At 61.1% G+C, this 23279-nt stretch carries 19 protein-coding genes; 13 read left to right on the top strand and 6 right to left on the bottom strand.

Annotation, left to right across the window (positions count from 1 at the left end):
* Positions 1-94 precede the first annotated feature (94 nt).
* Entirely contained in the window at positions 95-817 is a 723-nt protein-coding gene (locus ACAX43_RS18870; protein ID WP_370709932.1) for a glycosyltransferase family 2 protein, read from the top strand.
* Positions 818-904: 87 nt separating this feature from the next.
* Here the strand turns inward: ACAX43_RS18870 and ACAX43_RS18875 are convergent, their stop codons facing one another.
* The 5 genes from ACAX43_RS18875 to ACAX43_RS18895 form a co-directional block, all read right to left on the bottom strand.
* The gene (locus ACAX43_RS18875; RefSeq protein ID WP_370709933.1) at positions 905-2866 is read right to left on the bottom strand and encodes an ATP-binding protein; all 1962 of its coding nucleotides are present in this window, start codon (positions 2864-2866) and stop codon (positions 905-907) included.
* A 3-nt stretch (positions 2867-2869) separates the two neighbouring features.
* Positions 2870-4033 (bottom strand): acyl-CoA dehydrogenase family protein, encoded by a 1164-nt coding sequence (locus tag ACAX43_RS18880; protein WP_370709934.1) that lies wholly within the window; start codon positions 4031-4033, stop codon positions 2870-2872.
* A gap of 361 nt (positions 4034-4394) precedes the next feature.
* Positions 4395-6233, bottom strand: coding sequence for an ABC transporter ATP-binding protein (locus ACAX43_RS18885; protein WP_370709935.1), 1839 nt, complete (start codon positions 6231-6233; stop codon positions 4395-4397).
* 302 nt (positions 6234-6535) lie between these two features.
* A complete protein-coding gene (locus ACAX43_RS18890; protein ID WP_370709936.1) occupies positions 6536-7318 on the bottom strand; it encodes an ABC transporter substrate-binding protein in 783 nt (260 codons plus the stop codon).
* Positions 7319-7523: 205 nt separating this feature from the next.
* On the bottom strand, positions 7524-8456 hold the full coding sequence (locus ACAX43_RS18895; protein WP_370709937.1) for a LysR family transcriptional regulator: 933 nt from the start codon (positions 8454-8456) through the stop codon (positions 7524-7526).
* Between the two features lie 132 nt (positions 8457-8588).
* Here ACAX43_RS18895 and ACAX43_RS18900 point away from each other — a divergent pair, with 132 nt between their 5' ends.
* The 7 genes from ACAX43_RS18900 to ACAX43_RS18930 all read left to right on the top strand — a co-directional run bounded on the left by ACAX43_RS18900 (position 8589) and on the right by ACAX43_RS18930 (position 16253).
* Complete coding sequence (locus ACAX43_RS18900; protein ID WP_370709938.1) at positions 8589-9452, top strand: amidohydrolase; 864 nt, start codon at positions 8589-8591, stop codon at positions 9450-9452.
* A 171-nt stretch (positions 9453-9623) separates the two neighbouring features.
* Positions 9624-10925, top strand: coding sequence for a dicarboxylate/amino acid:cation symporter (locus ACAX43_RS18905; RefSeq protein ID WP_370709939.1), 1302 nt, complete (start codon positions 9624-9626; stop codon positions 10923-10925).
* Positions 10926-11040: 115 nt separating this feature from the next.
* Positions 11041-12138 (top strand): porin, encoded by a 1098-nt coding sequence (locus tag ACAX43_RS18910; protein WP_370710037.1) that lies wholly within the window; start codon positions 11041-11043, stop codon positions 12136-12138.
* 99 nt (positions 12139-12237) lie between these two features.
* Positions 12238-13263, top strand: a complete 1026-nt coding sequence (locus ACAX43_RS18915) for an amidohydrolase family protein (RefSeq protein WP_370709940.1) — start codon at positions 12238-12240, stop codon at positions 13261-13263.
* 2 nt (positions 13264-13265) lie between these two features.
* Positions 13266-13949: a 4-carboxy-4-hydroxy-2-oxoadipate aldolase/oxaloacetate decarboxylase gene (ligK, locus tag ACAX43_RS18920; RefSeq protein WP_370709941.1), complete on the top strand. Its 684-nt coding sequence runs from the start codon at positions 13266-13268 to the stop codon at positions 13947-13949.
* Positions 13950-13981: 32 nt separating this feature from the next.
* On the top strand, positions 13982-14671 hold the full coding sequence (locus ACAX43_RS18925) for a substrate-binding domain-containing protein (protein ID WP_370709942.1): 690 nt from the start codon (positions 13982-13984) through the stop codon (positions 14669-14671).
* 22 nt (positions 14672-14693) lie between these two features.
* Positions 14694-16253 (top strand): methyl-accepting chemotaxis protein, encoded by a 1560-nt coding sequence (locus ACAX43_RS18930; protein WP_370709943.1) that lies wholly within the window; start codon positions 14694-14696, stop codon positions 16251-16253.
* 110 nt (positions 16254-16363) lie between these two features.
* Here the strand turns inward: ACAX43_RS18930 and ACAX43_RS18935 are convergent, their stop codons facing one another.
* The gene (locus ACAX43_RS18935; RefSeq protein ID WP_370709944.1) at positions 16364-17737 is read right to left on the bottom strand and encodes a PLP-dependent aminotransferase family protein; all 1374 of its coding nucleotides are present in this window, start codon (positions 17735-17737) and stop codon (positions 16364-16366) included.
* A 170-nt stretch (positions 17738-17907) separates the two neighbouring features.
* Here ACAX43_RS18935 and ACAX43_RS18940 point away from each other — a divergent pair, with 170 nt between their 5' ends.
* From ACAX43_RS18940 to ACAX43_RS18960, 5 genes are all read left to right on the top strand, one after another.
* Positions 17908-18549 carry an SGNH/GDSL hydrolase family protein gene (locus tag ACAX43_RS18940; RefSeq protein ID WP_370709945.1) on the top strand — a complete coding sequence of 214 codons (642 nt, stop codon included), beginning with the start codon at positions 17908-17910 and terminating at the stop codon, positions 18547-18549.
* Between the two features lie 40 nt (positions 18550-18589).
* The gene (locus ACAX43_RS18945; protein ID WP_370709946.1) at positions 18590-19408 is read left to right on the top strand and encodes a putative hydro-lyase; all 819 of its coding nucleotides are present in this window, start codon (positions 18590-18592) and stop codon (positions 19406-19408) included.
* Positions 19409-19541: 133 nt separating this feature from the next.
* Positions 19542-20792 (top strand): NAD(P)/FAD-dependent oxidoreductase, encoded by a 1251-nt coding sequence (locus ACAX43_RS18950; RefSeq protein WP_370709947.1) that lies wholly within the window; start codon positions 19542-19544, stop codon positions 20790-20792.
* An 87-nt stretch (positions 20793-20879) separates the two neighbouring features.
* The gene (locus tag ACAX43_RS18955; protein ID WP_370710038.1) at positions 20880-21797 is read left to right on the top strand and encodes a pyridoxal-phosphate dependent enzyme; all 918 of its coding nucleotides are present in this window, start codon (positions 20880-20882) and stop codon (positions 21795-21797) included.
* Positions 21798-22055: 258 nt separating this feature from the next.
* Positions 22056-23243, top strand: coding sequence for a M20 aminoacylase family protein (locus ACAX43_RS18960; RefSeq protein WP_370709948.1), 1188 nt, complete (start codon positions 22056-22058; stop codon positions 23241-23243).
* The last annotated feature ends 36 nt before the right edge of the window (positions 23244-23279 follow it).

Here is a 23279-nt window from a genome sequence, read left to right on the forward strand (position 1 = left end):
CCGTGGCCGCCTCACGCTGATATAGACCCGTGGAGTACGAACTCGCTGCGGCCGGCTTCGAATTGAGGTCCGCGACGAAGAACAAGGAAGAAACATGCTCGCCGTCGTCATTCCGGCCCATAACGAGGCCCACTTTATCGGTCCGTGCATCCGCTCGGTCATTCTTGCGTCGCGCCATCCGGAGCTTGACGGCGAGGAGGTCAGGATTTTCGTGGTGATGGACAGTTGTACCGACGAAACAGGGCTGATTGCCGCCGCGCTCGGCGCACAGGTTTTATCGGTCGAGATGCGCAACGTTGGCGTGGCGCGCGCAACCGGCGCACAGACAGCGCTGGCGCAGGGCGCCCGATGGCTAGCGTTCAGCGACGCCGATACAACGGTCGCAGCAGACTGGCTGGTGCAGCAGCTTCAGTGTGGCGCCGACGCGGTGTGTGGCGTCATCAGCATCGAGAACTGGACAGGACACGGCGCGGCAGTCCGGCAGGATTTCATTTCGACCTACCGGGACAGAGAGGGGCACCGGCATGTTCACGGCGCGAATCTGGGTGTGTCTGCCGAGGCCTACCAGGCGGTTGGCGGATTCAGGCCGCTCCCGTCAAACGAGGACGTGGCGCTCGTCGAAGCGCTGATTGCCGCGAACGCATCGGTGGCGTGGAGCGCCGCAGCGCGAGTGGTGACCAGCGCCCGTCTTGATTCACGGGCGCCTCAGGGCTTCGGCGCGGCGCTGCGGGCCGTCAGTCTGCGGCTGGCTGCGCCGGATGGGACGGCGAATGCCGCACTGTCGCAGTCGTACGAGATGGGCCCGGGAAGTCCATGACATTCGCGGGCTGGCGAAGTGCATCGGGCCCGGCGTAAGGACTGCGCGCCGCCGAGCAATTCGAAGTCCTGATGTCTCGCGGGCGCATCAACGTTGTGCAATCAATTGCAAAATGTCGCGAGGATTGGCGGGCTTAGTCAAGTGATGGTCAAAGCCTGCCTCTCTCGAACGCGCGCGGTCCTCTGGCTGACCGTACCCGGTGTGCGCGATCATCAGGGCCTCCTGGCATCCCGGAAGCGAGCGAAGTCTGGACGCCAGGCTGAAACCGTCCATGTCGGGCATGCCGATATCGAGAATAAAGACGTCGTATTGGTCCTTCCCCGCTTGATCGAGGGCGCTCGCCCCCGAATACGCGATCGTGACGGAATGACCTTCCATCTCCATGATGATCTTCAATGACACCGCGGCGTCTTCGTTATCATCGACGATCAAAATGTGGCGGTGCGGGACGCTCGGTACAGCGGCCGGGGTGCCCCCCGAGCCTCTCTCATCGGCGGTGGTCGTCCTGTACCGCGGAAACGTGGCGGTGAACGCGCTGCCGCGGCCCGTCCCGCCGCTCTCCGCGAAGACCGATCCGCCGTGAAGCTCCACGAGGTTCCTGACGAGCGCCAAGCCGATACCCAGGCCTCCGTTGGCCCGGTCGAGAGAGCGTGCCGCCTGTGTGAAAAGCTCAAATATGCTCGGCAAGAGCTGGGCGTCGATTCCCATTCCGTCGTCTGCGATCGTCATGCGGATAGCGGCGTCGTTCGCGACAACGGTAACGTCGATATGCCCTCCGTCGGGCGTGTATTTCGCCGCATTGTCCAACAGGTTTGCCGCGATCTGGGTCAGACGGTCAGCGTCGCCCCGGATAAGGCCGAGATCAGGCCCGCTTGTAATAGTCAGGCGCTGGCGTTTCCTGTCGACGAGTTCGCGCACCTGTTCGACCGCACGCTGTATGAACGTGGCCGGCGAAATCGCCTTCATGTCCAGTTGTATGAGGCCGCGGGTAACCCGCGAGACGTCGAGCAGATCGCCTAGGAGGCTCGACATGTGTTCGGCCTGGCGCGAAATGAGTTCGCCCGCCTGGCGGATCCGCTCATCTTCCCCGCCGAGCATGCGCAACATCTCGCCGGCGTTGCGAATCGGCGCCAGTGGATTGCGCAATTCGTGGGCAAGCATGGCAAGGAACTCGTCCTTGCGGCGATCGGCGACCCTTGCCTGAGCCTCAAGCCGACGTTGCTCGGTCACGTCGCGCATGATGACGGCAACCCCCGTTACGATCTCATCCTCGCGCACGATCGCCGCAAAAATCGCGTCGGCCACTCGCGGGTCCGCTTCGAGGCCACTGCAGAGATCACGGCGTACGGTTTCGCCCGAGATCACGAGGCGCAGCGCCTCGTCGACAATGTGGGGGTTGATGAAAAACTCGCGCAAAGGTCGACTGATCGCCACGGCCGCGCTCGCCGCCAGCATGGTTTCCGCGGCACCGTTCCACGAGATCACTTCGCCCACGGGGGTAACCGACACGATCGCGTCGTGGGCATAGTGCAGCAGGTTTGCCAGGTAGTGGTCAGACGCGACGAGACGTCGGTATTCCGGCTCTTCTACCTGAGTGGTCTTCGCCAACTGCAAGGCAATCCGGCCTACCGTCGAGCGAAAGCGCTTTTGCTGGGTAGCCGCCCGCAACGACGCCCGGATCTGTGCCGCCAGGTCAGGGCTATCGGCACCGAGAATGGCCCATCGGCCGCCCGGGGGCGCGCCGTACACCATCTCGTGCCTGAGCGCCGCTTCTGCCTCACCTGAAACAACGAACACAAAGAACGCGTAGGGGTGTTGGGCCGCCACAGTGCGTGCAACGTTCAACGGCTCGCCGACTGTTGCAGAGGTCACGACGACGAGTGCTTCGTTGCGCACGGCGCTGTCCATCAACCGGTCGAACAGTTGCCGGACAGTGGCGACTACTGCATCAGGCGCCTGAGGCCCGCGCCGCAGAGCCGCAGCCGCACATTCGAACGCCTTGGGCGCAGTCCGCGCGTCGTCGCAAATCAGGAAAACGTGAGCGCTCATCGATCAGATCAAGGAAAGGCCCAAGGCGCTCCGGCCGGTCCACAAGGTCAGCAGATCCGTGGTGGGCGACATGACGTGGCTTGCGCGCGCATCGCGAAGCAGGCGGGCAAGCGTGCTGTCCTCTCTGTAGGCAATGCCGCCGCATAGCGACATGGCTTCATTGGCGATATGGACTGCTGTTCGCGCAACGTCGGCCTTTGAGGCAAGGAGATACGTCAGCGCATCGGGATTCCCACTGTCGCCAAGACGCGCGGCCTCATACGCTAGCAGACGGGTTTTCTGCAACCCGGTCCAGAGTTCGCCAACCCGGTGCTGGATGATCTCGACGTCGCTCAGCGACGTTTCCGAATGCGAGTGACGGCGAGACTTCAGATGGTTCAGCGTCAGGCTCAGCGCTGCATGTGCCACACCGAGATAGGTGCCCGCCATCGCCATCAGGAAAAACGGCGCGACAACTTCAAACACGAACCAGACCTGATCGCCCTCCTCGCCGAGGAGGCGGTCTGCGGGGACTTCCACCCCTTCGAGATGCATCGCCCTCGATGCGTTGCCGCGCATGCCGAGGCCTTTCCACGCTTTCCCCCACGTCAGCCCCTGCGTGTTCCCGTCCACCATGAGACAACTGAAGTCGCCGACAGAAGAGGGCACGCTTGCGACCGTTGATACGACGTACGAATCGGCGTGTCCGCCATTCGTAACAAACTGCTTGATGCCGTCCACGACGAGGTGGTCGTTCCTGCGATGAAGCTTCGCTTCCGGCACGAAGAAGAACGATCCGCTGCCCGACTCGGACAACGCGAGCGTTGTCAGGTGTTCGCCGGCCGCGATGGGCGCGAGATACCGGCTGTCGAGGCGGGTGTTCGCTTTGGCGGCGATCACCGCCGTCGCGACGCAGTGCATCCCGAAGCACATGGCGGTCGATGCGCAGCCTTTGCCCAACGTTTCGGTCACCGCAACCACGCCCAGAAGCCCCTGGCCGTGACCGCCGACGCGTGTCGGCGCAGTCAGGGCGGTGAGCCGCGCGCGCTGCAGACGTTCGATGCCCTGGCGTGGCCACTCAGCATGCTCGTCAGTACTCTGCGCCGCCGGGGCGATGGTTTCGCGGCAGATTCTCCCGGCTTCGAGGTTTATCGCCTGCAACTGCGGAGAGAGAAGATGGTCCAGCATGCTAATGCTCCAGGTAAAAAAACGGCCGTCCTCGAATCCACCTTGCCGCGTCATAGCGGGCTCGCCGTCGGGCACCTACCAGCGGCCGTGTCGAAAATTTCGCCGCTGCATTCGACTTACGTTCAGATCGGCCGTTCGGATGAAGCAAACAGGTTGCGTCGGTCAAAACACTGGCGCGTTCCGACCCGCGTCGGTCTTCATCGATAGCAAATAGAAGGCCTGACTTCACATGGCCATGGCTCAACGTGCCGCGCAAAGCGCTCCGTCAACCGACAAGCCAGGCTCGCGAACTCTATCTGATAAGGACTTGCTGATGCTGCGATTCGGCAATAACTGCCGCTGGCGGGGCGCATCGTTGTTTTTACCTTTGTCCGTGCAATTCCATTGCCGGTGCTCGTTTGCGCTGGCGCGCGAGCGTCTCGCGATAGATGCCGGGTATGGCTGCCAGCTCAGCCGGCGAGCCGTCTTGCACCACTCGGCCCCGATCGATCACCACAATGCGATCGAAGGTCTGAAGGGTGGAGAGGCGGTGAGCGATGGCCACGACCGTGCGGTTTTTCATCAGCCTTTCAAGGGCTGACTGAATGGCGAGCTCGGAGGCGGTGTCGAGCGCCGAGGTCGCTTCATCGAGCAACAGGATCGGCGAGTCTTTGAGAATGGCGCGCGCGATCGCGATCCGCTGCCGCTGGCCTCCCGACAGCTTCGCGCCCCGATCGCCCGCTATCGTATCGAGGCCGCCCGGCAGGGTAGCGAGGAAGTCCATGCAGTTCGCGTCCTCGCACGCGCGGCGTACTTCAGCGTCGGTCGCGTCGGGACAACCGTAGCGGATGTTATCCAGCAACGACCGGTGAAACAGGGACACGTCCTGCGGCACGACCGATATCGCGGCCTGCAGACTTTGCAGGGTGACCTGCGAGATATCCTGCCCTGAAATGCGCACGCAGCCGGACTGTGGTTCATAAAAGTACTGGATCAAAGCGAAAAAGGTCGATTTGCCGGCACCGGAAGGGCCGATCAGGCCGACCCGCTCGCCGGCGCGAATGTGCAGATTGAGTTCGCTGAGAATGGGCCGTCGTCCGGAATAGGCGAAGGTGACGTTGTCGAAGTCCAACGTCGCTTTCTCTATGAGCAGCGGCTCCGTGTTGCCGCGCTCTGCCATCTCGTGCGGTATGAGCAGCGTCTGCGTCGCCTCGCCGAGACGGGCAACGTGCTGGGTCAGGTCGACCAGCGCGACGGCCAGATCACGGGTGCCATGAAGTATGGCAAAGCCGAGCGACCCAACCAGCACGACGTCGCCGGTAGTTGCGCGACCCTGGCTCCACAGCAGCAGAGTCCAGCCAAGCAACCCGGCAGAGAGCAGCGTAGTGGCAGCAGAGTGCAGCAGCCGCAGCTTTTCGAGGTACCGCAGGCTCTGCGTGCGGGCAGCGCCTTCCGTTTTCAGATATTCGTCGAGCCGCCGGCACTCCATGGGCACGGCCGAGAAGGTACGCACGAGACCGATATTGCCGATGACGTCCACCGGTTCGCCGTCGACCGACGCGGCTCGCGCGGCGAACGCCTGATGCCGCGCCGTTCCTTTGCTCGCCAGCAAAAACAGCCAGAAGGCGAGCGCGCCGGAAATCGACACCAGCGAGAGGCTCATGGGGACGCTGACAACGGCGATCATGGCGATGGCGCCCACGACGGTAAGGCACGGAGGCAGCGCGGTCCACGCGACGGTATTTTCGATAATGTAGGCGGCGTTGGCCATCGCTGACACTCTGCTTGAGAGCACGCCGGGTTGCTTGTCCGCGAAAAACACCGGCGCGTGCGCCGTCAGATAGCCGAACATTTCGTTTCTGATATCGCCCGTGACCGCAACGAATGCGCGCGCGGCGATCCAGCCCCCGACTCGCCAGAAGAGATTGTCGGCGAGGATCAATACAACCAGTATCGCGAAGGCCCGAATCACCGTGACCGGATGCGCGCGCCCGGTGGGCAAGGCGTCGATGAGATTTTTGATTCCATACTGCGATGCCAGCGCGCAACCGACCGCAATCAGAACGCTCGCGAGCACAACGACGTGCGCGAGTTTACGCCGGCCTACATAGCGCCACAGCAGCCGGATCGGCTTTCCGGCATACCGTGAGATCTCGCGTGAGCGCCGACGCCGGCGCACACGCCCAGCGCGACTCATGTCGGCATCGTCTGCAAGTTGCATCGCTTCGCGCTCCGTGACGGGGACAGGAGCGATGCCCTGAGTGCGCGACCAGATTTTTTCCAGTGCTAACGAGGGATTGGGACGATTCGCTCCCGAAGCGGAAGTGCGCAACCGCCGTGCCACAAAATCGCCCCCGTCGCGAAGGCCACACGCCGGGCGCCCGCGATCAGACCGAAAACGCCGGGCAGGGCATCGATGCATCCGGCGCCGCCCAGATGGCGCTCGGAAAGTGCCCGCGTTCGGCCCAATACGACCGGAAGCCGACAGCGGGTCTTCACACGGGCGCGTCGGTCAGGCCGTCTTCACTGGCCGTAGACGTCGAAGTCGAAATACTTCTTCGCGATCCTGTCGTACGTACCATCCGCACGCGTGTCGGCGATCGCCTTGTCGATCTTCGCCTTCAGGTCGGTGTCTTCCTTGCGCAAACCGATCGCGGTACCGCTTCCCAGCGTCTTCGCGTCGTAAAGCGCATTGCCGGCAAACGCGAAGTCCTTGCCTCGCGGCGTCCGCAGGAATCCGACGTCAGCCTGCACTGCGTTCTGCAGCGATCCGTCGATGCGGCCGGCGATCAGGTCCGAGTACACGAGATCCTGATCCTGGTAAGCAACGATCACCGCGCCGGCCGGCGCCCAGTATGTCTTCGCATAAGTTTCCTGGATCGAGCCCTGCTCGACACCGATTCGCTTGCCCTTCAGCGCTTCCGGCGTCGGCATGATGGCCGCCCCCTTCTTCGCGACGAGGCGGGTCGGGATACGGAACACCTTCGACGAGAACGCGATCTGCGCCTGACGCGCCGGCGTCATCGACATCGTCGATAGCACGCCGTCGAACTTGCGCCCCTTCAGCGCGGGAATCATCCCGTCGAAGGAGTTTTCAACCCACACGCAATTTGCGTTCAGGCGACGGCAGATCTCGTTGCCCAGGTCGATGTCGAAGCCGACGAGCTTGCCGTCGGCGGATTTCGATTCGAACGGCGGATAGCTCGGATCGACACCGAACCGCACGGTTGACGCATCCTTCGCCATTGCGCTGCAGGAGGATACGGCCAATAGCGCAATCGTCAGGTTTGCAAGCAGGGATTTCATGTTTCTCCTTTGTCATTTTTTTGAACAAATGCGCGGCGTGAACGAACAAGCCTACAAATCGGCGGTAAACACCCCAGCTCGCCGGGACCCCGTTGCCGGAGCCGCACCCGGCGCGCAGCGCCCGACATTCGACCGCAATTCGCCTGGTCTTACAAATTCATAAAACAAATCACTTCATGCATACGGCGCATGTCAACCCGCGCCGTCAGCGGGCGTTGCCGTAGAGCGGCAATATGTTGGATTCGATCATCGCGATCGCCTGGATCGCCAGTCGTGACAACGTGTGCTTGCTGCTGGTCGCGATCGCAAGACGGCTCAATAGCGTCGGCTCGGTAATGCGGATCACCTGAAAGCGGCGCTTGAGTACATCGCTAGCGGTCGCGTTAAGCGAAAGCACCGCGTAGCCGATGCCTTCGTTCACGAGATCGAGAATCGAAGTCACTGCATCGACCTCCAGTTCGATCCGCAATCGCACGCCTTGCTCCGCGGCGGCCGCCTCGATCATCCGCCTGATCGCGTGCATGCGGCCGGGAATCACAAGCGGATAACGCGTGATTTCCCGCAGCGGGATCGCGGCTAGCGGGGCGCGCGCGGTCTCGTCGTGGGGGGCGCCGCCCGCCTCGTTGTCCGGGCCGATCAGAAATAGTTCTTCGGTGAAGATGGTGCGCTTGTCGATCAACGGCGTATCAAACGTGTCGTACAGAACGGCCACGTCGATGCGGCCCATCATCAGCCACTCGACCAGGTAGGTCGACAGGCCTTGCGCCACCGAGATCGTCGCGCCCGGAAACGAAGTGCGAAAACGCCGCACCAACTCAGGCGTGGCGACCCTGGCAAAACTCGGCGTGGCGCCAATGGCGAAATGCCCGCCAGGTGCGCCATGCAACTCGTCCAGATCCTGCGAAGCGCGCTGCACCTGCTGCAGGATGCCCTTCGCATGCGCGAGCATGCGCTGACCGGCGGGCGTTAGCGTGACGCCGCGGCCATTGCGCTCCAGCAGCGTGTGCCGCAGTTCGACCTCCAGATATCGCACCAGGCGGCTCAAGGCAGGCTGGTTGGTGTCGAGCGTAATCGCGGCGCGCGTAAAGCTTCCAAGTTCGGCGACGTGAACGAAGGCTTCGAGTTGCTTCAGGTCCATTTGGCGTCAGTCATGCGAAATTCACATATCAGCTAGTTGGGTATCGCGATTGTAGCGAGCCACGCTCGCGGCCACAATGCGGGCAACCAGAGAAAGCTGCGCGCTGCGGCAACGACATCGAGACGACGCCTCATGAAATCCTGCCTGCCGCCAGATCCGCATCCCCTACGCCCCGCCCAGCGCCTGCCCGTCGGCGCCTGCGACGCGCACTGCCACGTGTTCGGGCCGGCCGACGTCTTTCCGTATGCGCCGGAGCGCAGCTATACGCCGCCGGACGCGCCTTTCGAGCGCCTTGTTTCGCTGCACGATTTCCTCGGCGCGAGCCGCGGCGTGATCGTGCAGGCAAGTTGCCACGGCACCGACAACACCGCGATGCTGGATGCGATTGCACACGGCAACGGCCGCTATCGCGGCGTCGCAATCGTCGACGGCGCCGTTACCGACGAACAATTGGCCGATCTCGATGCGCGCGGCGTGCGCGGCGTGCGCTTCAATTTCGTCGCTCATCTGGGCGGTGCGCCCGATCTCGACGTATTCGACCGTGTGCTCGAACGTATCGAGCGGCTCGGCTGGCACGTCGTCCTGCATCTCGACGCGCAGGACATTCTGCAATACGCCGAGCGGATTGCGCGCATCAAGGTGCCGTTCGTGATCGACCACATGGGCCGCGTGCGCGCGGAAGCCGGACTTGAGCAGCAGCCATTCAGGCAACTGCTCGAACTCATGCGCAATCCGCTCGCATGGGTCAAAGTGTGCGGGGCCGAGCGGGTGTCCGCAGGCCGCCGTCCTTTCGACGATGCGATCCCGTTCGCGCGCACGCTGATCGAAGCCGCCCCCGACCGCGTGCTGTGGGGTACCGACTGGCCGCACCCGAACATCAGCAAGGACATGCCGAATGACGGCGAACTGGTCGATTTGCTGTTCCGCTTCTGCCCGGACGCGGCGCTGCGCGAAAAGCTGCTCGTCACGAACCCGGCACGGCTTTACGGATTCTGAGCGAGCCGTGCGCTTCACTAACTTTTGAACTGCCACGCCACGAATGGCAGTCAGGCGGAAATCCGGAACCGACTGGTTTTCCGCCCATCGTTCAAATCAGGAGACAAGCATGACCGAAATGCATCGCCACGCGGCCAATGCGGCCCCTTCGGCCGCCCGGAGAGCCGCGCCATGAACGAGAGCGCCGTCATGACGCCGCCCGCGCGCACTTCGAAGAAGCCTTTCTACCGCGCGCTGTATTTCCACGTGCTCATCGCCATTCTTCTCGGCGTGGTGCTCGGCCATTTCGATCCTAAGCTCGCCGTACAGATGAAGCCGCTTGGCGACGCGTTCATCAAGCTCGTCAAGATGGTGATCGGCCCGATCATCTTCTGCACCGTCGTCACCGGTATCGCCGGCATGGGCGACATGAAGAAGGTCGGGCGGGTCGGCGGCAAGGCGCTGCTGTATTTCGAAGTGGTGTCGACGCTGTCGCTCGTGATCGGGCTCGTGGCCGGGCATCTGTTTCATCCTGGCACCGGCTTCAACCTGGATCCTGCGACGATCGATACCAAAGCGCTCGCCGGATTCACGACCGCCGCGCATCATCAGAACACGGTCGAGTTTCTGATGCACATCATTCCCGATACCGTCTTTAGTGCATTCTCGACCGGCAACGTACTGCAGATCCTGCTGATCTCGGTACTGTTCGGCGCTGCGCTTGCAGCCACGGGAGAACACGGCCGCCCACTGGTCCGGATGATCGACCACTTTGCGCAGACTTTTTTCGGCATCGTCCACATCATCATGAAGGTCGCGGCGATCGGCGCGTTCGGGTCGATCGCGTTCACGATCGGCACCTATGGCATCGGCGCCGTGCTGCCTCTGCTGAGGCTGATCGGAACGTTTTACCTGACGCTCGCCTTCTTCGTGCTGGTGGTGTTCGGCATCATCTCCCAGTTGCTCGGCTTTAGCCTCCTGCGTTTCCTGAGCTATATCCGCGAGGAAATCCTGATCGTGCTCGGCACGAGTTCGTCCGAGGCCGCGCTGCCGCAGATGCTCGAAAAGCTCGAAGGGCTCGGCTGTTCGAAATCGGTGGTGGGTCTCGTGATTCCAGCCGGCTATTCGTTCAATCTCGACGGCACCAACATCTATCTGACAATGGCCGTGCTGTTCATCGCGCAGGCCTTCAACATCGAACTCAGCCTGACCCAGCAACTGACGCTCGTGGGTGTCGCGATGCTGACGTCGAAAGGCGCGAGCGGCGTGGCCGGCGCAGCCTTTGTGATGCTGACCTCGACGCTGCTGGTGTTCCCGATCATTCCCGTGTCCGGCATGGTGCTGATTCTCGGCATTCACCGCTTCATGGGGACGGGGCTCGCGATCACCAACACCATCGGCAACGGTATCGCCACCCTGGTGGTGTCGGCGTGGGAGCGAGAACTCGACCGTTCGAAACTGAACGCAGCCATGTCGCGCCGACGCGTGGACTGAACGGCGAGCAGGCAAGGAAAAACCCGGGTGTTCTGCTGTCTGCGTGCGCATTCGCCCACGCAGCGGGAGGCGCTCGCGCATAAAAAATTACGAACTGGTTTGGAGATAAAACATGATGTCAACAAAGAACAGCGCGGGGATCCGCAGGCTCCCGAATCTCAATGCCGCCTGCGTGGGCACGGTATTGCTCGCCGCAAGCGGGCTCGTCGCACGTCCCGCTTACGCGAACGATTCGCAGGCAGCGGCCGGCGCAACGTCGGTTTCAACCTCATCCGTGCAGCTGTATGGCTTGATCGGTATGTATCTCGACAGTTCGAAACTGAGCACGGCGCGAGCGAGCACTGTCCAGCTAGCCGGCGGCGGGATGAAAACGTCGTTCTGGGGTCTGCGTGGCCGCGAGGATATTGGCGGTGGCAATGCGGTGATCTTCGCGCTCGAAAGCTTTTTCAGACCCAACACGGGGCAGATGGGCCGCAATACGACCGACGGCCTGTTCTCGCGCAATGCCTATGTCGGCCTGACTGGCGCATACGGCACGTTCAAGTTCGGTGAGCAAACCAATCCAACGTATCTCAATCAGCAACGCGTCAACCCGTTCGGCTCGTCGGTGGTGTTCTCGCCGTTGATCGTGCAGTCGTACATCGCGAGCTACAACAACACGGCAATCGGCGACACCGTCTGGGCAAACTCCGTCGAGTATGTTTCGCGGAATTATGGCGGACTGACCGGAACGGCGATCTATGGCGTCAGCAGCGCGACCGGACATCAGGGCCGCGACAACATCGGTCTGCATCTTACCTATACGAAGGGACCGTTTACGGCCGTGTTCTCGGCGCAGCGCGCAAGGGCGGCGGCGGTCGCGCCCTCGACCGGGCAAGATCTTTACCTCGCCGGCGCCACCTACGACTTCAAGGTGGTCAAGCTCTATGGGGCCGCGCAGATGACCAGCAACAACAATGTCGAGACCGGTTCGCATACGTATGAACTGGGCGTTTCCATTCCGTTGTCGCCGTCGAACGTAATCCTCGCCGAGTGGGCGCGCACCAAACACAGCGCGCCGCTTAACGGCAGCAGCGTGCGCAATACCGAATCCATCGCGTACGACTATATCTTGTCCAAGCGCACGTATGTGTATGTGGTCTATTCGCTCGACAAGCTGACGGCCAATCCGTCGGGGAGTACATACGGCGTTGGCCTGCAGCATACGTTCTAGGGCGAGGTGACTGTGCAGCCGAACAAGGCTTGTTAGCGAAGTCGGCGCATGGCACCAGGGTAACCGCGCCGGTAATTCAATCAGTTGTTGGGAGCAACGATGATCATCGACATTCACGGCCACTACACCACCGCGCCGAAAGCGCTGGAGACGTGGCGCAACCGCCAGATTGCGAGCATCAACAGTCCGTCCGGGATGCCGAAGGCGTCTGAGCTACACATCGGCGACGACGAGTTGCGCGAGTCGATCGAAGGCAACCAGTTGCGGCTCATGCGCGAGCGTGGTCTGGATCTGACGATCTTCAGCCCGCGCGCCAGCTTCATGGCGCATCACATTGGGGACTTCCAGGTGTCCAGCACGTGGGCGGCGATCTGCAATGAACTCTGCTATCGCGTGAGCCAGCTGTTCCCCGATCATTTCATTCCGGCGGCGATGCTGCCGCAAAGCCCCGGCGTGGATGTCGCCACCTGTATCCCCGAACTCGTCAAATGCGTGGAGGAGTACGGCAACGTCGCGATCAATCTCAACCCGGATCCCTCGGGCGGCCACTGGACCAGCCCGCCGCTCTCGGACCGCTACTGGTACCCGATCTACGAGAAGATGGTCGAGTACGACATCCCGGCGATGGTTCACGTCAGCACGAGCTGCAACGCGTGCTTCCACACCACCGGCGCGCACTACCTGAACGCGGACACGACCGCGTTCATGCAGTGCCTGACCTCGGACCTGTTCCGCGACTTTCCGACCCTGCGCTTCGTGATCCCGCACGGCGGCGGTGCCGTGCCGTATCACTGGGGCCGGTTCCGCGGGCTCGCGCAGGAACTCAAGAAGCCGTTGCTGAAAGATCATCTGCTGAACAACGTGTTCTTCGACACCTGCGTGTATCACCAGCCCGGCATCGATCTGCTCACGCGCGTCATTCCCGTCGACAACATCCTGTTCGCGAGCGAAATGATCGGCGCCGTGCGCGGCATCGATCCGGAGTCGGGTCACTATTTCGACGACACGAAGCGCTACATCGAGGCGGCGCATATCGATGCGGACGAGCGGTACAAGATCTACGAGGGTAACGCGCGACGTGTCTACCCGCGCCTCGATGCAGCGCTCAAAACGAAGAGGCCTTGAACATGTATGAACTTGGAGTCGTGTATCGCAACATTCAGCGGGCGGACAGGGACGTCGCTGTAAAGCTCGGTGCGCTCGGGTCCGCTACCGTCCACGAGGCAATGGGACGCGTGGGCCTGATGAAGCCGTATATGCGCCCGATCTTCCAAGGCGCGCAGGCAGGTGGCACGGCGGTCACGGTTCTGCTGCAACCGGGCGACAACTGGATGCTGCACGTCGCAGCCGAGCAGATCCAACCGGGCGACGTCGTCGTGGCCGCGGTCACGGCGGACTGCACGGACGGTTACTTCGGTGACCTGCTGGCGACGAGTTTCAAGGCGCGGGGTGCACTCGCTCTGATTATCGATGGCGGCGTGCGCGATGTGCGCGTGCTGGCCGAGATGAACTTCCCGGTATGGAGCAAGGCGATCTCGTCCAAAGGCACGGTCAAGGCGACGCTCGGGTCCGTGAACATTCCCGTGGTCTGCGCCGGGGCGCTGGTGAGCCCGGGCGATGTCGTCGTCGCGGACGACGATGGTGTGGTTGTGGTGCCTGCGACTTCGGCGCAGAAGGTTCTCGAGAAGGCGGCCGCGCGCGAAGCCAACGAAGGTGAGAAGCGGGCGAAGCTGGCCTCCGGCGTGCTCGGCCTCGATATGTACAACATGCGCGAGCCATTGCAACAGGCCGGACTGCGTTATATCGATTGAAAAGGGCAGCGGACATGATCATGGGTCGAACAATGAGTCAACAGATCTCCGGCATCTCATCGATGGCCACGCGCCAAGTGCTGGCCCAGCTGGTCGAAGACTACGAGCGACTGTCGGGGCACCCGGTGGTCATCGAGTCGGTCGGCGGCGTCGCCGCTGCCCAGCGGGTTCAGGAAGGCGAGCCGTTCGATATCGTCGTGCTTGCGGCCGACGCGATCGATCGCCTGGCCGCAGCCGGCCGGATCGATCCGGACAGTCGGGTCGACCTGGCCCGTTCCGGCGTGGCGATTGCGGTGGCAGCCGGGGCGCCGCGACCCGAAGTCGGCACTGAAGCGGCCGTTCGCGACGCCATTCTGGCCGCACGCAGCATCGGCTATTCGACGGGGCCCAGCGGTTCTCACCTGACTCGCTTGTTCGAGCGCTGGGGCATTGCCGAGACTATTGGGCCACGTCTCGTACAGGCGCCGCCTGGCGTTCCGGTAGGCACGCTGGTCGCGCGCGGGGATGTCGAGCTTGGCTTCCAGCAATTGAGCGAGTTGATACATCTGCCGGGCATCGATGTCATCGGCGCTTTGCCCCCCGAAGTTCAGATCATCACGGTCTTTTCGGCTGCCATATGCACAGCATCCAGACAAAAGGACGCCTCGGGCGCGTTGCTCTCATTTCTGGCCTCATCCCAGGCGAACTGCGCCAAGCTTCGTCATGGGATGGAGCCGACATGACAACTCAAAGAACAAAGGTTGCATGAAACTCGCCACCAAACTCTGGATTTCAACTGCGTTGCTGCTGGTGCTGATTTTCGGCATCGTTGGCTTGTCGATGTGGCGGTTCACAAGCATGGAAGTGCAACGGGAGAGCTCGCTGAAAATGCTGTCAGGGAAGGTGAGTGTTGCCTACGCCTGGTCGAAACTCGCGGACATTGCGGCAGTGCGCACGCAGGCAATGATTATTAGCGCCGATCCCTCTTTGTCGGATGTCTTCAGACGCGACAACGCCGCGACGATTTCCCAGATCGCCGGGGTGCAGCGGACGATAGCCGCCCTCGCGCACACGCCCGCTGATCGGAAACAGCTCGACGCCATTGCCGGGTTGCGCAAGCAGGTGCTGGCAACCCGGGACAAAATCGTGGCACTGCGATCCAGCGAGGCCGGAAAGCCCGCGGCGCTTACCATGTTGAATGAGGAATACATACCGATTCAGGCTACTTACGGTAAGGCGATCAGAACTTTCGTCGAACTGCAGGAGCAGCAACTGGCCATGGCCCAGGCAGATTTCGAACTTCAACGGCACATGGTTGTGGCGACAACAGCAATACTGATTGTGGCGCTCGCGTTGAGCGTACTGACCGGCGCTGCTGCACTGATCCGGTCAATCCGAAGGTGTTTGCTCGAAGTCAATCAATTGGCGGCGAGAATTGCGCAAGGTGACCTGAGCGTGGAGTTCACGGTAAGCCGGGTCGACGAATTTGGCGAACTGATGAAATCCATCCTCGCGATGAACCGCTCGTTGGAGGGCATCGTTCAACGCATTCGCACCGCAGCCGAGAATATCGGTACGGCATCAAGCCAGATTGCATCTGGCAATCTCGACCTGTCGCAGCGCACGGAGCAACAGGCGGCGTCGCTCGAGGAGACGGCGGCCAGTATGGAAGAGTTGACCGGCACGATAAGGCAGAACGCTGACAATGCGCGGCATGCCGGTACGCTTGCGTTGAGCGCCGCCGGCACGGCCGAGCGGGGCAACGAGGTCGTAAGCCGTGTTGTCGCCACGATGGCCGAAATCAATCAGAGTTCGGCGAAGATCGGGGAGATCATCGCGATTATCGAAGGCATTGCATTTCAGACCAACATCCTCGCGCTCAATGCAGCGGTCGAAGCTGCCCGGGCCGGAGAACAAGGCCGCGGCTTTGCCGTGGTCGCTGGAGAAGTGCGCACACTTGCACAACGCTCGTCTTCTGCGGCAAAGGAAATCAAGGACCTGATCGAAACGTCCGCCGAACGGGTACGTGCCGGAAGTGTGCTGGTGGAGGAGGCCGGCCGACGGATGAATGAGATCGATACGAGCGTGCGGCGCGTGACCGACATCATGGGTGAGATATCCGCGGCTTCAACCGAGCAACAAACCGGTACTGAGCAGGTCGCACTGGCGGTCACGCAGATGGACGAAGTGACCCAGCAGAACGCCGCGCTCGTCGAAGAAGCGGCGGCGGCCGCAAAGTCACTAGAAGAACAGGGGCGTGATCTGAAGGCGACCGTCGCGGTATTCAGATTGTCGGACTATAAGCTTAATCCGAGCAATGCGTGAGGCGTGTCTCGCAGTAGCGGCTCCAGCCTTAACCAGGTTCGTACCCGCTGCTAAAGCTCTTTTTGAAACATCCTCTTAGGTGGTCTGCTCGGTTGCGCGGCGGCAAACGCTCAAACTATGAACGCCGGGACAAGGTCCTGGCTGGTCTGCGCCAGAACCGCTGCGATCGCGCCCAACGCCGAGGTAAGGTCGGTCGGGGAGGGGGCGCCGAGACAAAGCCGAATGCCGCCGCTCAACGCTTGCAGATCGGCTGCGGTCGACTCAGGCGGAGTCACGATTACGCCGCGTGAGCGGGCAGCGTCAGCAAACTGCACGGCTTCCCGCATCGTCATCGGAAGCCACAGATGGAAGCCATCATGGTCCGGGCGTCGCATCGACTCACCAAGAAAGGATCGAGCCAAAGCGTAACGACGCTTCGATTCTTCCTGAATGGACTCCGTGACAGCTTGCACTGTACCGTCGATCAGCCACTGCTCCAACACCGCGCAACTCATTGACGACACCATGAGCGCCGAAACTTGTAGCGCTGCTTCTGCCTGAGCGTACATTGTCTTCGGCGTCACAAGGCCGCCAATTCTTAACGCCGGATTCAGCGTCTTCGAGAGACTGTTCGTATACAACGTGCGCTCAGGTGCCAGCATCGCAAGAGGCGGTAGGTTTCGATCTGCGACGAGTGCATAGACGTCGTCTTCGATGATGGTGACATCGTGATCTCGACACACGTCCACTACTGCACGCCTACGAGCGAGGCTCATTGTGGTGGTTGTCGGGTTGTTCATGGTCGGAGAGAGGAAAACCGCGGTCTGGCGGTTTCCTTTCGCTTCCAGGGCCCTATCCAGCGCGTCGGGCACAATCCCTTCGCTGTCCGCGGGCACGCCAACCAAATTCAACCCCAGGTGTCTCGCCAGGGCAATCGCGCCGGGATAGGTCTGCTCTTCGACGCACAGTATGCCGCCGACACCGCATGCCACGGACACGGCGACCGACACAGCGTGGTGCGCGCCACTGGTGAGAAGAAGACAGTGAGGATCCGCCTCCATTCCCTTGCCAGCGAACCACCGCGCCATCTGCCTGCGATATTCCTCGTGGCCGGCGGTCGGCGGATAAGAATTAAACAGGTCGGCGTCGACGCGCTTGGCCACTGCGGCCAGCGTGCGTGCAAGCAGCCGCTCGGTCATCAGCGCCGGCGGCACATTCCGGGACATATCGATCATTGGGCCTCCGCGCGCTTGCGACACCGAAACGAACATGCCGCTTCCCTTCACGCTGCGGACGAGGCCCCGGCGTTCAAGAATCGCATAGGCTTTCGTCACGGTGCCGAGGCCAATTCCCAACTGGCTGGCAAGGTCGCGGTGAGCAGGCAGCCGGGCGCCGGCCTCGATATGCCCCTCGATAATGTCTTCGGCCAACGCCGTTACCAGACGATCAGATGGCGCAGCATCGACGGGTGCGAGCCGCGCATTCCAAGGTGATTTTGCACGCATAGCATTTTTCCCAATAGTGTCACGTGACACTATATCGGTTTACATAGAGCGTCACAATATGTACGATTTGACACATCGCAGTGACAGTCGCGATTGAGATGGTTGACGCGCGTGGATTTCCCGCGTCCATAAATCGTATTCCTAATTTTTTACCAGGAGCTCGAAACAAAGTGAAGCAGATTGTCGTGTATGGCGACAGCGTGTCTTTCGGCATGATTCCGGGCAGCCGGGATCGCTATCCGTTCGACAAGCGCTGGCCCGGTGTACTGGAAAACTCGTTGAATGCCGAGGGCGCCTCGGTTCGGGTTATTGAAAACTGTCTAGCCGGTCGCAAGACCTCGTGGGACGACCCTTTCCGGCCGGGTCGTAACGGAGCACAAGGTCTTTCGGAAGTGATCGAACTTAATTCACCCACGGCGCTGGTTTTGATCTCGTTGGGGACGAACGATTTTCAGGCCACACACGACATCAAGTCGTGGGGTTCGGCGCAGGGCGTTGCAAAGCTGGTGGACATCGTACGCCAGGCGCCGATCGAGCCAGGAATGCCGCGACCAGAGATCCTCATTCTGGCGCCTGCGGATATCGTCGAGCCGAAGGGGGAAAACATCGTGAAGTTCGAGGGCGCACCTGCGCGTTGCAAGGGGCTTGTGGAGGCACTGAAGGCCGTCGCCGAAATCAAATGTGTTCACTTCTTCGACACGAATTCGGTGACGGGCGCAAGTGAGGTGGACGGTATTCATCACGACGACGTGCAGCACGTGAAGATTGGCAAGGCGTTGGCCCCGGTCATTCGACGCATCATCGGAAGTTAAATCCGTGCTGTTCCCGGTCAGTTCGCTATGGAGAAACGCTATGCAAAGCAGTGTGCAGGACTTTCAAAACAGCCTTGCGAATTTTCCTGATGCGCGAGCCGTACGACACGCAATCCGCAGCGGCGCGTGGCGCACCCATACCAGCGGTCTGACGCCTGCTTACGTGCAAGGGAACCTGGCGATTCTCGAGTCCGATCATGCCGATGATTTCTTGCGATTCTGCGAACGCAATCCAAAACCGTGTCCGCTACTCGCGGTAGGCGATGTCGGTGATCCGAAGCTTGCGACCTTGGGCGCCGATCTGGATATTCGCACGGACGTCCCCGGATATCGTGTCTATCGAAACGGGGAACTGACCGCCGAAGTGTCCAACATTGAGGACCTCTGGCAAGACAATTTCACCGCCTTTGTCATTGGATGCTCATTTTCCTTCGAGCATGCGCTAATCGACGCGGGCATCCCCTTACGCCACGTTGAGCAGAAGCGGAACGTCGCGATGTACCGCACAAATATCCAGACACGGCCGGCAGGTGTCTTTCACGGACCAATGGTGGTTTCGATGCGTCCGTTGAAGGCGGCCGACGCCATTCGTGCCGTGCAGGTGACAGCGCGCATGCCTCGCATACACGGAGCGCCGGTGCATGTTGGCGACCCTTCCTTGATCGGGATTGAGGACATTACGCACCCGGACTACGGTGATCCGGTCGAAATCATGCCCGATGAGCTACCGGTCTTCTGGGCGTGCGGTGTGACGCCGCAAGCGGTCGTGATGGCGAGCCGTCCTTCATTGTGCATTACGCATGCCCCAGGACATATGCTGATTACCGATCTTTTGAACCGCGATCTCTTATGGTCCTGAGCGTGACCCAGGGCGCATAGGCATAGCACCGACCCACTAGCAGCGGCGCGCACGGCTGAGGCGTGGAGGCGAGCCGCAGCAGACGCGTCACCTGCCGCGCCTGGTGCGAACAATATAGATGTTGGGGATTCCTATGAAATACGATGTTCTGGTTTTGGGTGCAGGGATGGTGGGCGTCAGTTGCGCTCTCCATCTGCAATCCAGGGGCAAGTCTGTCGTGCTTTTCGACCGGCGTGAGCCTGGTCTCGAGACCTCGTTCGGCAACTCAGGCATCATCCAGCGCGAAGCGATCGAGCCGTACGAGCTTCCCCGCAAGCTCTCGTTCCTGGCCTCCGCCATTCTGAACAGGCGCCTTGACGTGAGATTCCATCCCCGCGCGATCGGCAAAATGGCGGGCCCGCTTCTGTCTTATTACAGAAACTCGGCGAAGCGGCCTCACGCGGTGATATCCAAGGCGTATGAATCAATTATCGCGCTCTCTCTGGAGACGCACGGGCAGTTGATCAAAGATGCAAATGCGCAGTCGCTTCTCGGTGGGCGTGGCTATCTGACGGTTTTCAGAACCGAGAAGGAGCTGCACGCGTTATACAGGAAGGCGGACGAGCGTGCCCGTCATGGCGTCGGCCATCACAAGATGAATGGGTCGGAGGTGGGGAATCTGGAGCCGTCGCTCACTGGACACTTTGTCGGCGGCGTCTATTGGACCGATCCTATTACGGTCAAGAGCCCGGGCGACCTTGTGCAGGCATACGCGGGGCTGTTCGAAGACCGAGGCGGAGACCTCAGCATTGGAGATGCGTCGAGTCTCACGAAATCGGCCGATGGCGGGTGGCACGTCAAATCGGCCGATGGTGGGGTCATTGAGGCGGACGAGGTCGTGATCGCACTCGGGCCATGGAGCGTCGAACTTACGTCACGCTACGGATACAAACCGCCGATGTTCATCAAGCGCGGCTATCACATGCATTTCACGCCGAAGGTCGGACGCCAGTTGAACCACTGGGTAATCGACGCAGAAATGGGCTATGTCGTCTGTCCGATGAAGAACGGCCTGCGCCTCACGACCGGCGCGGAACTCGCGGAGATCGACGCGCCAATGACTCCGCTCCAGTTGGCTGCGGCAGAGAAGATTGCCCGTTGCGTTTTCCCACTTGGCGAAAAGGTCGATCAGAAACCGTGGATGGGTGGGCGTCCGTGTATGCCGGACATGAAGCCGGTAATTGGTGCCGTTCCATTTGTACCAGGTATGTGGTGCGCATTCGGGCATGGACATCAGGGCTTCACACTTGGACCTGCTACAGGTGAATTACTCGCCGATCTCATGACCGGCGCCAAGACAAAAATTGATGCAGCGCCTTTCGCACCTTCCCGGGCCTTCGTCTAACTCTCATCCTGGCCAGATCGGTTCGGCCATTGTAAAGAATTGGGCCGCGGCGCTGCCGTTGCGCAATCGCTAATTCAAGGAGCGAATATGCTTCACATTCGTACACCGCTTGTTTTGCACCACGGCCTTTCCACCGAGAATCGCCGCATCTGGCTTAAGCTCGAGAATCTTCAACCGAGTGGCTCGTTCAAGCTGCGCGGAGTAGGTCTGCTTTGCGAAGATGCGGCAGCAGCAGGGAAGAAATCGCTTATTTGCCCCTCAGGGGGAAACGCTGGGGTAGCAACTGCATTTGCGGCATACAAGCTCGGCCTTAAATGCGACATCGTCGTGCCCAGGACGACCCCGGCAGTCACGAAAAACCGCATTGCCGAACTCGGTGCCACTGTGACCGTCCACGGCGAAGTCTGGGATGAAGCGAACGCGCTGGCACTCGAATGGGCGCACCGTCCCGACGCTGAGTTCGTCCCGGCATTTGATCATCCGACTCTCTGGAAGGGGCACAGCTCGATGGTCGACGAAATTCTCGGGGAGTGTCCCGAGGTCGACACTATCGTGACGGCCGTAGGGGGAGGCGGACTGCTCGCCGGGCTGCTTGTCGGCCTCGAACGGAACCAGAGAAATGATGTGCGCATCGTCGCATGCGAGACGGAAGGTTCTGCGTCTTTTGCGACGGCTGTCGAGGCCGGGCACCCCGTGAAATATCCGCTCAATACGATTTGCGGATGCCTGGCAGCGAGCGAAGTTGCGGCTTGGCCGGTGCAGGAGATTGCCAGGTTCCCGCATGAATTGGCGATTCTCACAGACCTGCAGGCCCTGTCAGGCGCGGTCCACTTCGCCGACGATATGCGACAACTGGTTGAGCCGGCTTGCGGTGTGTCGCTCGCCGTTGCGTATCTGGACCACGCCTGCATTGCAAACGCGAAAGACGTCGTCGTGGTCGTTTGCGGTGGCGCGAGTACGAGCACGGATCTTGTCTCGACCTGGAGGCAGATGATCGCGGCATGATGGGTGTCGAGCCTATCTGCCGCGAGCGCGGGCCTCGTGACGCGTCCCGGTCCGCAACGGCCAGAACGCTGTCGCGCTTGCCGATCGCTGGAGCCCTCCCTCCGCGTTGCGCACTGGTTGAACGTCTTTAATTTCTGGCAAAAAAATCGATCCGTGGTGTTATTTTTGGACTACGAAACGATGTGTTGACAATGCACTGCGCTGAACAGACGAGTATCAGCGCGATTGGATTTACGAAACTAGAAAGGAGTTTCCCGCATGACTCAGTGCGCTAGTTTTACCCTTCCACGTCTTTTTACAACTCAGGAAGAAGACGCTCTATGCGGCCATCGACGTTGGCTTCACGCGAATCCTGAGCTTGCTTTCAAAGAACTCCGGACATCCGACTATGTCACGACCCAGCTCGAATCTTTTGGGCTGACACCTGAACGTGGCCTGGCTGGGACGGGCGTTGTGGCGACTGTTGTGGGCCAGACTGAAGGGCGGTCAGTCGGCCTTCGTGCCGATATGGACGCGCTTCCCGTACTGGAGATGACCGGCCTCGCGCACGGCTCGCGGCATGAGGGGATTATGCATGCCTGCGGTCACGACGGCCATACGGCGATGCTGTTGGGCGCAGCAAAGCTGCTCTCGGAGGATCGGGACTTTCCGGGGAAAATTCATCTGGTTTTCCAGCCGGCGGAAGAGCAGGAGGGCGGCGGAAGGGTGATGGTGGAAGACGGCTTGTTCGACCGTTATCCGATGGATGCCATCTTCGCGATACACAACTGGCCGGGGCTCGCAAAAGGACACGTCGCGGTTATGCCAGGTCCGATGATGGCGAGTTTCGACGTTTTCGATATCACGTTGCGCGGAGCAGGTGGTCATTCGGCAATGCCGCATAAGGTGGACGACGTCGTGGTTTGTGGGAGTGGAATCGTGACTGCTCTTCAGACTATCGTAAGTCGGCGGCTTGACCCAATGCAGTGCGGCGTAATGAGCATCACGCAGGTAAATTCCGGCAGTGCGTACAACGTGCTTGCCGACACTTTTGTCCTGAGAGGATCGTGCCGCACGCTGAGCAGCGCGGTACAGGACGAGATTGAAAGCTCTATGCACAGGATCGTCGGCGGTATTGCGTCCGCCTTCAACATTCACGCGGATGTTCGGTATGAACGGCGCCTTCCCGCCACGATCAATGATCCAAATTGCGCAACCCTGGCAGCGGTGTGTGCGGAACAGCTGTTCGGCTCTGACCGCGTTCACACTGGAATGGTCCCCAGCATGGCGAGCGAAGACTTTTCTTTCATGCTTCAACGGTGCCGAGGCGCCTATCTCTGGCTTGGCATTGGCGAGCAGCACGCACCGCTGCATAGCTCACACTATGATTTTGAAGACGGCGTTATTGCCGACGGCTCCCGTTTGCTGGCAACTCTCGCGTTGACTGCGCTTCGGGAAGGCAAGTAGTCGGGGCCTCAGCGGCCTGACCCTGACCGTTCACGG

This window comes from Paraburkholderia sp. IW21, assembly GCF_041321145.1.
Taxonomy (GTDB): Bacteria; Pseudomonadota; Gammaproteobacteria; order Burkholderiales; family Burkholderiaceae; genus Paraburkholderia.

Excerpts from the sequence above, each read along its gene's own strand:
- ACAX43_RS18875 (WP_370709933.1), bottom strand. The coding sequence starts at position 2,866 with ATGAGCGCTCACGTTTTCCTGATTTGCGACGACGCGCGGACTGCGCCC.
- ACAX43_RS18945 (WP_370709946.1), top strand. The coding sequence starts at position 18,590 with ATGCAAAGCAGTGTGCAGGACTTTCAAAACAGCCTTGCGAATTTTCCT.
- ACAX43_RS18895 (WP_370709937.1), bottom strand. The coding sequence starts at position 8,456 with ATGGACCTGAAGCAACTCGAAGCCTTCGTTCACGTCGCCGAACTTGGA.
- ACAX43_RS18900 (WP_370709938.1), top strand. The coding sequence starts at position 8,589 with ATGAAATCCTGCCTGCCGCCAGATCCGCATCCCCTACGCCCCGCCCAG.
- ACAX43_RS18930 (WP_370709943.1), top strand. The coding sequence starts at position 14,694 with ATGAAACTCGCCACCAAACTCTGGATTTCAACTGCGTTGCTGCTGGTG.
- ACAX43_RS18880 (WP_370709934.1), bottom strand. The coding sequence starts at position 4,033 with ATGCTGGACCATCTTCTCTCTCCGCAGTTGCAGGCGATAAACCTCGAA.
- ACAX43_RS18890 (WP_370709936.1), bottom strand. The coding sequence starts at position 7,318 with ATGAAATCCCTGCTTGCAAACCTGACGATTGCGCTATTGGCCGTATCC.
- ACAX43_RS18950 (WP_370709947.1), top strand. The coding sequence starts at position 19,542 with ATGAAATACGATGTTCTGGTTTTGGGTGCAGGGATGGTGGGCGTCAGT.
- ACAX43_RS18885 (WP_370709935.1), bottom strand. The coding sequence starts at position 6,233 with ATGCAACTTGCAGACGATGCCGACATGAGTCGCGCTGGGCGTGTGCGC.
- ACAX43_RS18960 (WP_370709948.1), top strand. The coding sequence starts at position 22,056 with ATGACTCAGTGCGCTAGTTTTACCCTTCCACGTCTTTTTACAACTCAG.
- ligK (WP_370709941.1), top strand. The coding sequence starts at position 13,266 with ATGTATGAACTTGGAGTCGTGTATCGCAACATTCAGCGGGCGGACAGG.
- ACAX43_RS18870 (WP_370709932.1), top strand. The coding sequence starts at position 95 with ATGCTCGCCGTCGTCATTCCGGCCCATAACGAGGCCCACTTTATCGGT.
- ACAX43_RS18910 (WP_370710037.1), top strand. The coding sequence starts at position 11,041 with ATGTCAACAAAGAACAGCGCGGGGATCCGCAGGCTCCCGAATCTCAAT.
- ACAX43_RS18905 (WP_370709939.1), top strand. The coding sequence starts at position 9,624 with ATGAACGAGAGCGCCGTCATGACGCCGCCCGCGCGCACTTCGAAGAAG.
- ACAX43_RS18955 (WP_370710038.1), top strand. The coding sequence starts at position 20,880 with ATGCTTCACATTCGTACACCGCTTGTTTTGCACCACGGCCTTTCCACC.
- ACAX43_RS18935 (WP_370709944.1), bottom strand. The coding sequence starts at position 17,737 with ATGCGTGCAAAATCACCTTGGAATGCGCGGCTCGCACCCGTCGATGCT.
- ACAX43_RS18915 (WP_370709940.1), top strand. The coding sequence starts at position 12,238 with ATGATCATCGACATTCACGGCCACTACACCACCGCGCCGAAAGCGCTG.
- ACAX43_RS18925 (WP_370709942.1), top strand. The coding sequence starts at position 13,982 with ATGAGTCAACAGATCTCCGGCATCTCATCGATGGCCACGCGCCAAGTG.